The sequence below is a fragment of the Actinophytocola sp. genome, assembly GCF_035712165.1.
In the GTDB taxonomy this organism is placed as follows: Bacteria; Actinomycetota; Actinomycetes; order Mycobacteriales; family Pseudonocardiaceae; genus DASYTH01.
Genome location: NZ_DASTBH010000471.1, coordinates 1 through 14,184 on the forward strand (window position 1 = coordinate 1; position 14,184 = coordinate 14,184).

At 71.9% G+C, this 14,184-nt stretch carries 16 protein-coding genes; 6 read left to right on the plus strand and 10 right to left on the minus strand.

The features are described from left to right. From VFO68_RS26445 to VFO68_RS26455, 3 genes are all read right to left on the minus strand, one after another. Positions 1-230, minus strand: a 230-nt coding sequence (locus VFO68_RS26445) for an AfsR/SARP family transcriptional regulator (protein ID WP_325161095.1), incomplete at its 3' end; no start/stop codon positions are given. A 126-nt stretch (positions 231-356) separates the two neighbouring features. Next, the gene (locus tag VFO68_RS26450) at positions 357-1,514 is read right to left on the minus strand and encodes a hypothetical protein (protein WP_325161096.1); all 1,158 of its coding nucleotides are present in this window, start codon (positions 1,512-1,514) and stop codon (positions 357-359) included. 27 nt (positions 1,515-1,541) lie between these two features. After that, positions 1,542-4,742 (minus strand): AAA family ATPase, encoded by a 3,201-nt coding sequence (locus VFO68_RS26455; protein WP_325161097.1) that lies wholly within the window; start codon positions 4,740-4,742, stop codon positions 1,542-1,544. A 137-nt stretch (positions 4,743-4,879) separates the two neighbouring features. Between VFO68_RS26455 and VFO68_RS26460 the strand changes: the two genes are divergently transcribed. Then, the gene (locus VFO68_RS26460; RefSeq protein ID WP_325161098.1) at positions 4,880-5,593 is read left to right on the plus strand and encodes an acetoacetate decarboxylase family protein; all 714 of its coding nucleotides are present in this window, start codon (positions 4,880-4,882) and stop codon (positions 5,591-5,593) included. Between the two features lie 52 nt (positions 5,594-5,645). Here VFO68_RS26460 and VFO68_RS26465 read toward each other — a convergent pair whose 3' ends face one another. After that, entirely contained in the window at positions 5,646-6,209 is a 564-nt protein-coding gene (locus VFO68_RS26465; protein ID WP_325161099.1) for a hypothetical protein, read from the minus strand. Positions 6,210-6,428: 219 nt separating this feature from the next. Between VFO68_RS26465 and VFO68_RS26470 the strand changes: the two genes are divergently transcribed. After that, positions 6,429-7,190, plus strand: a complete 762-nt coding sequence (locus VFO68_RS26470) for a class I SAM-dependent methyltransferase (RefSeq protein WP_325161100.1) — start codon at positions 6,429-6,431, stop codon at positions 7,188-7,190. A 3-nt stretch (positions 7,191-7,193) separates the two neighbouring features. Here the strand turns inward: VFO68_RS26470 and VFO68_RS26475 are convergent, their stop codons facing one another. Next, complete coding sequence (locus VFO68_RS26475) at positions 7,194-7,859, minus strand: DNA alkylation repair protein (protein WP_325161101.1); 666 nt, start codon at positions 7,857-7,859, stop codon at positions 7,194-7,196. Positions 7,860-7,909: 50 nt separating this feature from the next. On the opposite strand from VFO68_RS26475, the gene VFO68_RS26480 reads away from it, so the two are divergent. Together VFO68_RS26480 and VFO68_RS26485 are read left to right on the plus strand one after the other, a co-directional pair. Beyond that, complete coding sequence (locus VFO68_RS26480; RefSeq protein ID WP_325161102.1) at positions 7,910-8,440, plus strand: hypothetical protein; 531 nt, start codon at positions 7,910-7,912, stop codon at positions 8,438-8,440. A gap of 168 nt (positions 8,441-8,608) precedes the next feature. Then, a complete protein-coding gene (locus tag VFO68_RS26485; protein WP_325161103.1) occupies positions 8,609-9,289 on the plus strand; it encodes a polysaccharide deacetylase family protein in 681 nt (226 codons plus the stop codon). A 10-nt stretch (positions 9,290-9,299) separates the two neighbouring features. On the opposite strand, the gene VFO68_RS26490 is transcribed toward VFO68_RS26485, so the two are convergent. The 5 genes from VFO68_RS26490 to metX all read right to left on the minus strand — a co-directional run bounded on the left by VFO68_RS26490 (position 9,300) and on the right by metX (position 13,313). Further along, entirely contained in the window at positions 9,300-9,872 is a 573-nt protein-coding gene (locus VFO68_RS26490; protein WP_325161104.1) for a DUF664 domain-containing protein, read from the minus strand. Between the two features lie 25 nt (positions 9,873-9,897). After that, positions 9,898-10,185, minus strand: a complete 288-nt coding sequence (locus VFO68_RS26495) for an antibiotic biosynthesis monooxygenase family protein (RefSeq protein WP_325161105.1) — start codon at positions 10,183-10,185, stop codon at positions 9,898-9,900. Positions 10,186-10,276: 91 nt separating this feature from the next. Then, a complete protein-coding gene (locus VFO68_RS26500; RefSeq protein ID WP_325161106.1) occupies positions 10,277-10,759 on the minus strand; it encodes a CoA-binding protein in 483 nt (160 codons plus the stop codon). Then, a complete protein-coding gene (locus VFO68_RS26505) occupies positions 10,756-12,093 on the minus strand; it encodes an O-acetylhomoserine aminocarboxypropyltransferase/cysteine synthase family protein (RefSeq protein WP_325161107.1) in 1,338 nt (445 codons plus the stop codon). The genes VFO68_RS26500 and VFO68_RS26505 overlap by 4 nt, the downstream gene beginning before the upstream one ends. After that, the gene (metX, locus tag VFO68_RS26510; RefSeq protein ID WP_325161108.1) at positions 12,090-13,313 is read right to left on the minus strand and encodes a homoserine O-acetyltransferase MetX; all 1,224 of its coding nucleotides are present in this window, start codon (positions 13,311-13,313) and stop codon (positions 12,090-12,092) included. Before metX ends, VFO68_RS26505 begins: the two co-directional genes overlap by 4 nt. Positions 13,314-13,409: 96 nt before the next feature. Between metX and VFO68_RS26515 the strand changes: the two genes are divergently transcribed. Continuing rightward, on the plus strand, positions 13,410-13,967 hold the full coding sequence (locus VFO68_RS26515) for an OsmC family protein (protein WP_325161109.1): 558 nt from the start codon (positions 13,410-13,412) through the stop codon (positions 13,965-13,967). 28 nt (positions 13,968-13,995) lie between these two features. After that, positions 13,996-14,184, plus strand: a 189-nt coding sequence (locus VFO68_RS26520) for an NAD(P)-binding protein (protein ID WP_325161110.1), incomplete at its 3' end; no start/stop codon positions are given.

The following is a 14,184-nucleotide window of genomic DNA, read 5'->3' on the forward strand; positions in this document are numbered from 1 at the left end:
GGGGCCAGCGACTGCCGCAGCCGGGACAGGTAGGTGCGCACCAGCCGGTGCGCGCCCGGCGGCTCGTCATCGCCCCACAATGCGACGACGAGCGTGCCGACGGTGGTGACCCGCCCGGCGTTCGCGGACAGCATCGCCAGCAGGGTACGGATTCTGGCGCCGCCCAAGTCGAGCGCGTCGCCGTCCACCCGCACCTCCAACGGGCCGAGCACCTGGACCCCCGCGTCCACGCCGGCAGCCGGGACCGGCGGCGGTGCCAGGCAGACCGCACACCGCCGCCTGGCCCCCACCCGGTCACCCGACCCGCCGCCGAGCGACCTCTGCGCACCCTCGTTGCACGGGTTCACCGCGACCACTCACCCGTGCCTGATCGCCTGGACCGCGCCGTCCTGCCAGCCGACGGCCCACAACTCGTCGGTGCCGGGCAGCCGCGTGACGCCCTCCAGCGCGGACGCCAGTCCACCCTGCACCGTCACCGGCCCGACGTACGCCGGTACCGTCACGAACCGCCGGCCGTCCCAGTGCTCGACGTGGTTGGCCTCCTGGCCGCCGATCGGCAGGTCGTAGCCGACCACCCAGACGTCGTCACCTGACCGGGCCACCACGTCCAACAGGTTCGTGCCGCCGTCCCCGGCCGGGGGCACGACCTGCCAGCGGCCGCCGGTCAGCCGGAGGATGAGCGGCTGGCACGCGACGCCTTCGGCCAGCGTCCGGCACGCGGATCCGGCCGCCCACGCCTCGTTCGCCGACACCGTGGTCACCGCCCGCAGCTCGTTGGTCGCCCCGGGCGCGCCGCCGTGCGGCACGTCGAACCGGCGCCACCGCGTGCCGTCGAAGTGCAGGATCAGCGCCGCGTCCCCGACCGACCCCACCGCCCAGACGTCGGTGCCCGTCCGGGCGTGCACGTGCCCGAGCAGCACGTTGCCGCCGCCGATGCGCGGCAGCCGCACGGCGTCCCAACGACCGTTGCGCCACCGCATCGCCAGCGGCTGGAAGGGATCGGCGGGCGCCGCCACGCGCCAGCCCACGGCCCACCCGTCCGTCGCCGACACCATGTCGATGTCGGTCAGCACATCCGAGCTCGACGACGGCGGCGCCGGAACCCGCGCCATCGACCAGGCCGTGCCGTCGTAGTGGGCGAGGACCGCCTTGCTGCGGAAGTCCTGTGCGGGCACCGGCATCCCGTTGCCGGCCGCCCACACGTCGCGCGCGGAGACCACGTCGACGGCCGTGAAGCTGTACTGGAAGTCGCGCACCGACGGCGCCTGGACCGGGCTCCAGCCGGCACCCGTCCAGTGCATGATCAAGGCCTGCTCGGTGTCGGTCCACCCGCCGCCGACCGCCCAGACGTCGGCCGGCGACACCGCGGCCACGTCGAACAGGCCGGCGGCGGTGAGGTTGGCCGGCGGCGCAGGCGCGGGTGTGACCGGGGTCCACCCGGGGTCGGCCATCGCGGCCGGTGGGAACAGGACGAGCAGCGCGGTCGTGGCGAGAATGGACAAGGAACGACGCATCAAACCCCCTCGGTAGCTGTGTCGCCGTCATTCTGCGCCGGCATCCCCCTCAGGAGCACGCACAGTGACCCCCATATTCGCGTCCACACCACCCAACTTTTCGGCGAGGTCGGACAACCGCGCGCGGTCCGGCTCACCGGTTTTGGCAAACAGGCTGGCCACGTGCTTTTCCACGGTGCGCGGGGACAGATACAACCGGCGCCCGATCTCCTTGTTGCTCAGCCGGTCGGCCAGCAGCCGCAGCACCTGGAACTCACGGACGGTGACCCCGAGCTCGCGCAGCGCCCGCGGGATCCCCGCGCTTCCCTCGCGATGCTGGCTGACCGGCGCTCCGGCCTCCCGCAACAGCACCCGGCAGGCCCGGGCAACGGCGGGAGCGGTGTCGTGGAAATGGACCTCCGCCGTCCGCAGCCAGGAAACCGGGTCGCCCCAACCATCCTCGATCGCGTGCGGGGCGACCAGCCGTAGCCCGAGATGGTGGGCCAACGGGTAGCGCTGGGACAGCTCCAGGAACCGCGCCATCTCCTGCTGCGCCTGCCGCGCCTGCCCGGCCCTGCCGTGCAGTACCGCCCGGGCCAGCAGGAGGAACTGACGGTTCCAGGCCGCCTGGGTCTGTGCGGAGGCCGCAAAGGCCGCGCACTCCGGCCAACCCGCCCGGTCCGCCAGCACGGCCAGCAGCAGCCGCGCGCCGGGCACCAGGGACAGGTACGAGGCCGGCCGGGCGGCCTCCACGGCGGCCGCCTGCTCGAGCTCGTCCCGCGCCTGCTCGTGCTGCTCGTGCCGGAGCAGGCAGAGGGCGACGCCGAACCCGCGCACCGCGGAGTCCAGGTCGTCGTCCTGCTCACCACCGAGCCTGCGGTAGGTCTCCAGCAACGCGTCCAGGTCGGCGAGCGGGCCGGCGTGAGCGGCCGCGAAGACCCGCACGCCGACGGCGATCAGCTGGTTGTGGCGCAGGCGCAACCGCTCGGAGACCTCTTCGCAGCGCCGCGCGCCCCGTTCGGCCGCGGCGTACTCGCCCCGGCAGATCCGCACGACGGCCAACTCCAGCTCGACGTCGAGTGCGACCTCCACCGCGCCGATCTCGTTGGCCAGAGCAAGTGCGTCCAGCAACCGCGCCGGGTCCGCGTCCCGGATTCCGTCGTGCGCGCCGATGTTGTACAGCAGCCGGACCTTGCGATGCAGCAGCCCGTGTTCGTCCGCGATGGACAGACCGCGGCGGTACAGCTCGTCGGCCTCGGACAGGTCGCGCTGCCGGGCGCACCTGCCGAGCGTGTTCAACGCCTCGCAGGCAACCTCCGGCTGGCCGGTGCGCCGCGCCGCGCGCAGCGCCCGGCCGGCCAGCAGCTCGGCCTGGGCGAACCGGTCGGGTGTGGGGTTGCCGAGGACGAGTTGGGCGGCGGTGGCGTCGACGCGGGCCGCGATGGCCGGATCGGCCACGGGCACCTTCGCCAGCTCACGCAACCCCTGCTCCCAATGGCCGGCCGCGACGGCGACCCGGGCCAGCCGCAGATGCACGATCGAATGTCCCGCCCACCGGGCGCCCAGCTCGTAGGCATCGGCGATCCGGCCGGCGTCGGCATAGGCGTCGACGAGCAGCTCGGCGAACTCGACCGAGTCCACCAGCGACGCGGCGCGTTCCAGCAACGCGACGGCCGTGGACACGGCGCCCTGCGCCGCGGCGTGCCGGCCGGCCGCCCCGAACAGCTCGCCGGCACGCCGGTCCTCACCGGCCGCATGCCACAGCTCGGCGGCCAGCTGGAAGTCCACATCGGACAGTGCGGTGGCCAGCCGGCGGGCCAGCGGGGCGCGTTCCATCGGCAACAGCCGGGCCCGCAACGCCTCCGCGGTCAGCGCGTGCCGGAACCGGAACGCCGTACCGTCCGGCACCACCAGTTGGGCCTCGACGGCTTCCCGCAGGCAGTCCACCAGTTCGGCGTCGTCGGTCCCGGTCGCCGCTCCCACCGGCTCGGGGGCGAACCGCTGGCCCAGCAACGCCGCGGCCGCCAGCACCGCCCTGGTCCGCGGGCGCTGCCGGTCGACCCGGCCGGTCAACGTCGCCGCCAGGGTGACCGGAAGCTGTTCGGCCACCGACCCGGTGGTGGTCCAGGACCCGGACCGCTGCACGAGCAACCGGTCCCCGACCATTCCGGCCAGCAACTCCTCCACGTGCAGCGGAAGACCGTCCGCGGCGGTGAGCAGCCGCTCCAGCACCGCTTCGGGCACCCCGTCCGGCGCGACGTCGAGGCAGGCGCCGGCCATCCGCCGCACCGCGTCGTCACTCATGCGCGGCAACCCGAACACCGTGACCGCCGGGCGGTGTTGCGCCGAACGCACCAGGTCCAGGCCCGCACTGGGTTGCGAGCGCACCGTGCCCAACAGCAGCAACGGTTCGCCGGCGGCGTGGTCCACCAGATAGTCGACCACGGTCAGGGTGTCCTGGTCGGCGTCGTGCAGATCTTCCAGCACCAGCAGGGTTCCCTGGCGGCCGACCGCCACGGCGAACCGCAACACCGCCTCCGCCAGCACGATGAGCGAGTCCTCCGGCTTCTCGGTCGACTCCGCCCGGTACTCCGGGATCAGCCGGGACAGCGCCGGGTAGTAGGGCAGCAGGCCGGGGTCGGCCGGCCGGTCCGCCTCGCGCAGCTCGGTCAGCAACGCCTCACTCAACGCCCGGAACTGCACGGCGGGCGTCGCGGTGCGGCCGCGCAGGACCCGCAGGCCGGACTCAGCGGCCAACCGGGCGACCTCGGTGGCCAGCCGGGTCTTGCCGATTCCCGCCTCACCACACAGGAACACCGCGCCGCCGGAGCCGCCTGCCGCCGCCTTCACCGCGACCGCAAGCCCGTCCAGCTCGGCCTCGCGGTCCACAATGGACGAACCGGTCAACCGCACGGCGTCCAGGGACACGCCGGTGACGCCGCGCTGGCGGTCCGCGACCCGGTTGCGGGCGGCGGCCAACTGGCTGCGCTGCGCCGGTGTCGCTCCCAACAGGACGACCAGCGCGTCGAACCGGTCGGCGGGGGGCAGGGCCTGACCGGTGAAGTAGTCCCCGATCACGGTCCGCGACCAGCCCGTCCTGACCGCCAGCTCCCGATAGCTGAGCTCGCGGGCGGCCCTCGACCCGGCATCGTGGCGCCGCAGTTCCCGTAACAGCCCGCTCAACTCGGGCAGGGTGCGCACCGCGGCGATCGACTCCGGATCGAGAACCGAACCGGATCTTCCGGCCATTCCGCCCACCACCCCTACAGCGACCGTCAGAGTATAGGCGCCGCATATGTAATGGCCGGGCGAACAAAAACGCCTGCGAAAACAAATACCCGCCGTGGCAATTGAGACACGAAGCGTTTCGGACCACAATTACGGGTATGGGTCAACTGGTCGCCGAGAAGACGTGGTCGGTGCAGGGTGTGACGATCGACCTGCCGGTGCGGATCCGGGACGCGGAGATGGCGTCGGCGGTGTTCACCGCCCGGCCGGCCGAGGCCTCGGCCCTGCTGGCCGGGACCGGGCTGCGCCCGCTGACCGTGGCCGGCCGGGCGGTGAGCATGCTGATGCTGGTGCACTACGGCGAATGGGTGCTGGGCAGCTACGACGAGGTCGGCGTCGGGCTGTTCACCCGCGGCCCAGGCGGCCGGGTGGGCCTGCACCTGGTGGACCTGCCGGTGACCGGGAAGCTCACCTGCGAGGCCGGGCAGGACATCTGGGGACTGCCGAAGTGGCTGATGCGCGCCGGCCTGGCCTTCGACGGCGCGTCGGCGTCGGTCACGGTCCACGACGGCGAGACGTTCGTGCTGCGGGCCGTCCTGCGCGCCGGCCGGTTGCCGGTGCCGTTCGGCGTGCGGTCCCGGCTGGGCACCTGGAGCCGGCTCGACCACGGCGCGCAGGCCGGGGTCCTGCTGCGCGGCACCGCCCCGATGACGTTGCACGGCACCCACCTCGGCCGGGGCGCCATGACGGTGGAACTGGGCGACCATCCGATGGCCCGCCGCATGGCCGCCCTGGGGATGACCCGACGGCCGCTGCTGACCCTGCACGCCGACCGGCTGCACGGCGATCTGGACGCCTTCCGGCCCAGCTGAGCAAAGCGTGGCGGGTGCCGATCGGCACCCGCCACCGCTTTCCCTTGCGGGGTCAGGAGTTCAGCAGCGCCACGATGGCGTTGAGCAGATCGGCCAGGGCCCGCAGGTCGGGCGAAGGACCGTTGAGCAGGTTGACCACCGCGCACAGCAGGTTGCCGAGCAGGTTGCCGGGGCCGGACTCGGCCGTGATGTTCAGGTGCACGGTGTCCAGGTGCACCACCAGGCCGAGCAGGTCGAGATCAAGCGGTCCGAGCACCAGGTCGAGGATCTCGCAGCTGGCCTGGGCCGACACGTCGCCGGGCCCGGCCACGACCGGCAGCCGCACGGTCTGCGACTGGGCGCCGAGGCTCTGGCCGGCGGAGTCGGTCAGCCCGACATCGGCCACGCCCTCAGCGAGCACCTGGTTGCCCTCGACGAGGAACCGGCTCGGGGTGAACGTTCCGCTTGCTGTGCCGGTGCCGCCCGCGGCGTCGGTGAACGTGCCGGTGACCGGCGCGGTCAGGGCGCCGGCCGGCGCCGTCTGTTGCGCAGCGGCGTTACCCACTCCGAACAGCGCTACCACTGCCGCGACGAGCACTCCGATGATCGCCGTGCGTCGGATGAAGGCAAAAATCACCCTTCACTCCTTCCGATGGGAATCATGACTCGTCTGGGGTCGACCCGTACGCCGGGCGGCAAACGGCGATGATCCGGATCTCCACCATGGCAAGTTTCACCGCAACCTTGCGCCCGCCGGCTCGTTTGCCCACCGCCGGCCACGCGATCAGCGGGTTTCCGGACCGGCCCCGCTCTGGCACTATTGCCAATGACTTGCAACAACAAGGAGGTGGCTACTGTGTCGACGGAGATCGTCAAGCCGGTGGTGGCACGGACGTGGCTGGACCGGTGGGACCGGCAGCAGGAGTACTTCGTCGCCGACCGGGAGGAACGGTTCACCGTGATCGGCGACGTTCTCGCGCAGGTGGTCGGCGAGCGTCCGGCGCTGCTCGACCTCGGCTGCGGCCCGGGCTCGCTGGCCAGCCGGCTGGCGGCGCGGTTCCCCTCGGCCGCCATCGTCGCCGTCGACACCGACCCGCTGCTGCTCGCCCTCGCCCGGGCCACGACGCCGAGCACGGTCCGGCTGGTCGACGCCGATCTCGCCGACCCGGACTGGCCCCGGCACGCCGGGCTGACCGCGCCGCTGGACGCGGTGGTGTCCACCACCGCCCTGCACTGGCTGGCCGAGCCCGCACTGGCCGCCCTGTACCGGGAGATCGCCGGTCTGCTGCGGCCCGGCGGCGTGTTCGTCAACGGAGACCACTTCACCGACGAACGACCCGCGCTGGCCGCGCTCGCCGCGTCGGTACGCACCGAGCGGGCGCGGCGGCGCGGCGTGACCAGCAACGAGAACTGGACCCAGTGGTGGGCCGCGGCCGAAACCGACCCGGACCTCGGTCGGCTGGTCGCGCAGCGCCGCGAGCGCGGCATCGGCGGCGACCACGGCATCGGCGTCAGCCTGCAGGGCCACCTCAACCTGTTGCTGCGGGCCGGTTTCCGCGACGCGGGCTCGGTCTGGCAGTTCGGCGACGACCACGTCGTGGTCGCCGTTGCCGGCTGAGACTCAGCCCCGGCGGCGCACCATCTCGGTGATCCAGACGGGCGCGAACGGCGAGGTGCAGTTCGGCGGCGTCGGGTAGTCCTTGAGCACCTCCAGGCGCTCACCGATGTCGATGGCGCGGGCGCGGTACCCGGCGTGCTCGATCCCGATCTGGGCCAGGCAGTGGTTCATCGCCCACTGCAGGCGATCCGGAGCGGCCTTCAGCTCCGCCTCGATGGTGTCGAGCAGCCCCGCGAGGTCCAGGCCTTCGGGGTTGCGCGCCACGCGTTCGGTCGTCAGCGCCCAGCCGGCGCCGGCCACCACCGGATCCGGGTCCGTCAGCCAGGCCAGGCGCAGCTGCTCGGCGTGTGGGCTCTTCTTCACGACGTAGTTCACCAGCCAGTCGTGCACCTTGGGGGTGCCCGCCTCGCGCACCATCGCATCCAGCTCGTCCCGCTCGAACGCCTTCGGCCGGCAGACCAGCATCGCCAGCAGTTTCGCCGCGGCGTCGGCGCTCGCCCACAGCCCGCGCGCGAGCTCCTGCCGGGTCCCCAGCCGCTTCGCCAGCGCGCGCAGGTGGCCGAGGTTCACCCCGTGATCGTCACCGTGGCGCTCGTTCACCGCCCGGATCTTCGGGTCCTCGAGCGCGGCCAGCTCGGCCAGCACCTCGGCCACCGTCACCTCAGTCACCCTGGCACGGTATGCCGGGCGACCGGCGGGGCGCATGGCAGGCTGCGCCTGTGAACCCGATCGTCGCACAGGCGTTGACCATCGCCGGTGTCCTGCTCGGCTCGGCCGCCACGTTCCTCGTCACCTCCGCCACCGAGCGAACCCGGTGGCGCCGGGCGCAGTCCGCCCGGTGGGACGACAAACGACTCGTCGCGTACTCCGAGTACGCCAACGCGGTCAAGCAGATGGTCCGGCTGTGCCGGCGGATCGCCGAGACCAAGGGACTGCTGTCCACCGGGCAGGCCATCGAGCTCGAGCCCGCGTTCGCCGCCCTGGCCGAGGCGGAGACGCTGCGGGCCGCGCGCTGGGAAACCGTGCTGCTGCTGGGTGAGCCGGCCACGATCACCGCCGCCCGGGCCTGGAGCGAGCAGGTGTGGCAGCTGGAGCGCATCCTGCGCGCGGAGGATCCCGACGCCGAGGCGTTCCTGGACGGCTACCGGTCCGCGATGCGCCTGCGCAACGAGTTCTACGCCCAGGCCCGCGCGGACCTCGACATCACCAGCGGTCCGCTCCCCGAGCTCAACTGGAAATCCCTCACCTGACCGGAACTCAACCGAAATTTTCGGAATCCGTTCGATAGAGCCAATCGAGCGGTGGGCCAATATGCGTGTCCTCACACCCGAGAATGGTCCGAAAGTATTCCGGAAATCGTTGACTACCGTGTGGGTTCATGTCGATACTGTCGGCACCGACAGTTTCGAGGAGCCCCCATGCGCACCCTGTCGAAACGCTTACTGGCAACCGGATTCGCGGTGGTCGCGGCCCTGGCGCCGACCCCGGCCGCCGCTGCCGGGCCTGCACATGTCGCCGCCTGCAACGGATACGTCGGGCTCACCTTCGACGACGGCCCGTCCAACGCGAACACCCCGGCGCTGCTGACCGCACTGCGGCAGAACGGGCTGCGGGCCACCATGTTCAACGAGGGCCAGTTCGCCGCGTCCGCACCGGCCCAGGTCCGGGCCGAGATCAGCGCCGGCATGTGGATCGGCAACCACAGCTACACCCACCCGCACCTGACCCAACTGCCCCAGGCGCGAATGGACTCCGAGGTCGGCCGAACCCAGCAGGCCATCGCCGCCGCCGGCGGCGGCACGCCGCGGTTGTTCCGGCCACCGTTCGGCGAGACCAACGCGACGCTGCGCACGGTGCTCGCCAGGTACGGCCTGACCCAGATCATCTGGGACGTCGACTCGCAGGACTGGAACGGCGCCAGCGTCGACGCCATCGTGGCGGCCAACGCCCGGCTGACAAACGGCCAGATCATCCTCATGCACGAGTGGCCGGCCAACACCCGGGCCGCCATCCCGCGCATCGCGGCGACCCTGGCCAGCCGCAACCTGTGCGCCGGCATGATCTCCCCGCAGACCGGCCGCGCCGTGGCCCCAGCCTAGGTGTACCCGCCTAACCGATCCCCCTGATCACCGCCGGCCGCCAGCCGGGCGGCGGGTCCTCGCCGGTCCGCCCGTCCACCGCCTCGCGAAGCAGGTCGGCATGTCCGGTGTGCCGGCCGTACTCCTCGATCAGGTCGCAGACCAGCCGGCGCAGGCTGGCGTGCCGGCCACCGGAGGAGACATGCACGGGTTGGTCGATCCCGCCCTCGGCCAGGGCCGCGGCCAGCCTGGCGCGCGAGCGTTCGACGGCGTCGTCCCACAACCCGTACAGCCGCTCCGGCTGGTCCTGGGCGGCGGAGGTGAACGGCCAGTCCGCGTCGTCCCACTCGGCGGGGTTCCACGGCTCGCCCAGCGGTTCCCCGCGCAGCTTGGTGGCGAAGATGTGGTCCTCGACCAGGGCCAGGTGTTTGAGCAAGCCGCCCAGCGTCAGCGCCGAGGCGCCCACCCGGGTCCGCAACCCGTCCGCGTCCAGGCCGTCGGCCTTCCACCGGAACGTGGCCCGCAGCCGCTCAAGCGCCCCGACCAGGTGCTCGACCTCGGTACCGGCCAGCGGCGGCTCCCACGGCGTGTCAAGATCGCCCATGGCCGCCACCCTACGACGGGCGGACTCAGGTCAGCGAACGCACATCCGCGACGTCGTACTCCGCCACGGAGGCGGCCAGCATCGCCGCGCTCTGCTCGTCACCGGGACCGCTGCCCCGAAACGCCGCCACGTCCGCCCGCGACTCCCAGCGCTCGAAGATGTTGACCCGCCCGGCATCCACCAGGTCCGCGGCGATGGTGAAGTCGAGACAACCGGGCGCCCGGCGGGCCAGCTCGACGACGCTCACGCAGCCCTCGAGATAGGACTCCCGCTCGTCCGGATCGACGACGAGATGCCCGGCAACGATCACCATGCTCCGCTCCTCCGCTCGGGGTCCGGCCCAGCCTACGAAGTCAGCCGTCGCCGGGATCGATCTCACGATGCCCTGCCGGGAAAGCCGGCGGTTACTGGAGCCCGGACCGGATCGAGGTGATGCGCTGGGTGTTGAAGCCAAGCCAGTGCATCCGGCCGGCGTAGCGGGCGTGTTCGACCTTGATGCAGCGGTCCATGATCACGGTGGTGCCGCCGTCCTCGGCGATGGTGGCGCCGGTCTCGTTGATGACGCCGAACTGGCACCATAGGGCGCCCGCGCCGATCCGCACCGTCTGGGCCGCGATCTCGGGCAGTGCCTGCGGTGCGCGGAAGACGTTGACGATGTCGACCTGGTCCGGGACGTCCAGCAGGCTCGGATAGCTTGTCTCGCCGAGGATCTCCGGAGCGCGGGGGTTCACCGGGATCACCCGGTAGCCGTGCCGCCTGAGGTAGTAGCCGACGAAGTAGCTGGCCCGCAGTTCGTTGTCCGACAGACCCACGATCGCGATCGTGCGCGCGGTGTTCAGCACCCGCTGGATCGCCAGCGGGTCCTGGTAGCGGTGCGGAACGGTCATGCGGTCGCGACCTCCTCCCGAACGGCGGCGGCGACGTGGGCGAACCCCTGCTCGAGGTCCCAGATCAGGTCCTCGACCGACTCGGTGCCCACCGACAGCCGCACCGTGCCGGGTCCGACACCGGCCGCGCGCAGTTCCTCGTCGGACAGCTGCCGGTGCGTGGTGCTGGCCGGGTGGATGATCAGGCTCTTCGCGTCGCCCACGTTCGCCAGGTGCGACCAGAGCGACACCCCGCGGATGAGCGCCTGCCCGCCGGCCCGGCCACCGGCCACGTCGAAGGAGAACACCGCCCCGGCGCCGCGCGGGAGGTACTTCTCGACCAGCGGCCGGTACCGGCTGGTGGGCAGGTCGGGGTAGGTCACCCGGTCGGCCAGTTCGTGCCCGGCCAGGAACCCGGCGATCCTGCGGGCGTTGCCGACGTGGCGGTCCATCCGCAGCGACAGCGTCTCGATCCCCTGCAGGAACAGGAAGGCGTTGAACGGCGAGAGCGCCGCGCCGAGGTCGCGCAGGGTCTCGGCGCGCAGCTTCATCAGGTAGCCGTAGGTTCCGAACGTCTCGTGGAAGCGCAGGCCGTGGTAGGCCGGCGACGGGTCGGCGACCACGGGAAACCTACCGTTGGACCAGTCGAACGTGCCGGCCTCGGCGACCACGCCGCCGATGCTCGTGCCGTGACCGCCGAGGAACTTCGTCGCCGAGTGGATCACGATGTCGGCGCCCCACTCGATGGGGCGGCACAGGTAGGGCGTGGCGAAGGTGTTGTCGACGATCAGCGGCAGGTCGTGCTCGTGCGCGATGGCCGCGACCGCCTCGATGTCCAGCACGTTGCCGGCCGGGTTGCCGATGGTCTCGGCGAAGAACGCCTTCGTCTCGGCGCGCACCGCCCGCCGCCAGGCGGAGACGTCGTCCGGGTCGACCCAGGTCAGCTCCACGTTCATCTTGCGCAGCAGGTGTTTGAGCTGGTTCACCGTCCCGCCGTAGAGCGCCGAGGACGACACGACGTGGTCACCCGGCACCAGCATGGTGAACAGCGCGGCCGCCTGCGCGGCGATGCCGCTGGCGAAGGCCACCGCGCCGGCGGCGCCCTCCAGGTTCGCGACCCGCTCCTCGAACACCGCGACGGTCGGGTTCATGATGCGCGAGTACGTGTTGCCGTACTCCTGCAGGTTGAAGTAGGCGGCGGCGGACTCCGGGTCCTCGAACACGTAGCTGGTCGTCTGGAAGATCGGCACCGCGCGGGCGCCCGTGTTCGGGTCCGGCCGCTGCCCCGCGTGCAGTTGCCGGGTCTCGAAACCGAACGCGTGCTCGGGTTCGATCCGGGGTGCGTCGCCGGTCACGGCCACCTCTTCCTCGAGCTCGTCGCACCGGCCAGGAACCGGCGGACGATCGGCGTCTGTCGTTGTTCCTCCAGCAGGAAGCAGTCGTGCCCGTACGGCGCGTCGATCAGGTGCAACTCGGCCGGCCGGCCCAGTTCGCGCAGCGCGTCGTGGATCTCCTGCGATCCCTGCGGCGGGTAGAGCCAGTCCGAGCTGAACGTGATCAGCAGCGTCCGGGCCCGGACGGCCTCCAGCGCCCGCAGCAGCGAGCCGCCGCCGTACTGCCGGGCGAGGTCGAAGTAGGTCAGCGCCCGGGACATCACCAGATAGGTGTTGGCGTCGAAACGTTTGACGAACGAGTCGGCCTGGTGGCGCAGGTAGCTCTCCACCTCGAACTCGGGTTCGGTGATCGTGTAACGGATGTCGTCGGCGAACTGCAGCCTGCGGCCGAACTTGTCGTGCAGGGCCGGCCCGGACAGGTAGGTCACGTGCCCGACCATCCGCGCCACGCCCATCCCGGCCTCCGGCGCGCGGCCCGTGCCGTAGTAGCGACCGCCCTGCCACGCCGCGTCCCGCATGATCGACTCCCGCGCGATCGCGTTCCACGCGACGCCTTGCGGGTGCAGGGCGTGCGTGCTGGCGATCACCACGATGGCGTCCACCTGGCCGGGGTAGCGGATCGCCCACTCGAGCGCCTGCATCCCGCCGAGCGAACCGCCGGCCACCGCCGCGAGCCGCTCGATGCCCAGCACGTCGAGGAAGGCGCGCTGGGTCCGCACCATGTCCGCGACGGTGAGCACCGGGAAGTCCGGTCCGTACGGGTCGCCGGTCGCGGGGTCGGTCGACGCCGGCCCGGTGGTGCCCCGGCAGCCGCCGAGCAGGTTGGTCGAGACGACGAAGAACCGGTCGGTGTCGAACGCCTTGCCGGGCCCGATCATCCCGTCCCACCAGCCGAGCGCCGCGCCGGCCGCGCCGTCGCGCTCCTCGGCGGCGAACCCGTCCCGGGTGCCCGCCGCTGCCGGCGCCGTGGAGAAACCGGCCGCGTGGGCGTCCCCGCTGAGCGCGTGGCACACCAGGATCACGTTGTCGCGGCGGGGAGACAGGGTGCCGTAGGTCTCGTACGCGACGCGCACCGGGCGCAGTTTTCGGCCGCAGTCCAGCGGTACCGGGTCCGGAAGCTCCAGGTGGCGCGTTTCCACCGTGCCGACCGATCCGGCCGCTAGCGTCGACGCGGGCACCATGGCCGCATCGTAGTCAGTGCGGCGTCGCACCGACCGGCGCGAACCGGCCGTCCCGAAGTCTGAGACGCAGGTCAGAGCCGGTGTACGGTCCGTCGCATGACGACCATCGGCAGCATCGACAACGGGGTCGACGTCCAGGCCCTGCTCGACGCCCGCGAAGTGCTCAAGAGCAATCCCGAAGCCGCCCAGTTCACCTGGCGCTCGACCACCCGGTGGGAGAACGGCGTCCACACCACCTCGACGGTGCGGGACTTCTTCGGGCTCGGCGCGGAGCAGACCCACAAGTCCGCCGCGGAGTTCACCGCCGACCACCCGGAGGTCTTCGCGGCCGAGGACCACGGCATCACGCCGATCGAGTACCTGCTCGTCGGTCTGGGCAGTTGCCTGACGGCGGGCATCGCGTCCGTCGCGCAGAACCGGGGCATCCAGCTTCGCTCGGTCGAGGCGACCCTGGAGGGCGCGCACGACATTCGCGGGATCCTCGGCGCCGACAGCGATGTCCGCAACGGCTACAACGGCATCAAGGTGACGTTCACCATCGACGCGGACGCGTCCAAAGAGGACATCGAGGCACTGGTCGCCCAGTCGCAGAAGCGTTCGGCCGTGTTCGACGCGCTGACCAACCCCACCGAGGTCACCGTCGAGGTCGCCTGAGGGCCGAGCCATCGAACGCACCACCACGGTGGTCGTCGGCGCGGGCCACGCGGGCCTGGCCGCGAGCCACTTCCTGAGCGCGCGGGCGATCGACCACGTCGTGCTCGAGCGCGGCGAGGTGGCGAACTCCTGGCGCCGGGAACGCTGGGACTCGCTGCGGCTGCTCACCCCCAACTGGCAGAGCCGGCTGCCCGGCCACCAGTACGGCGGCCCGGAT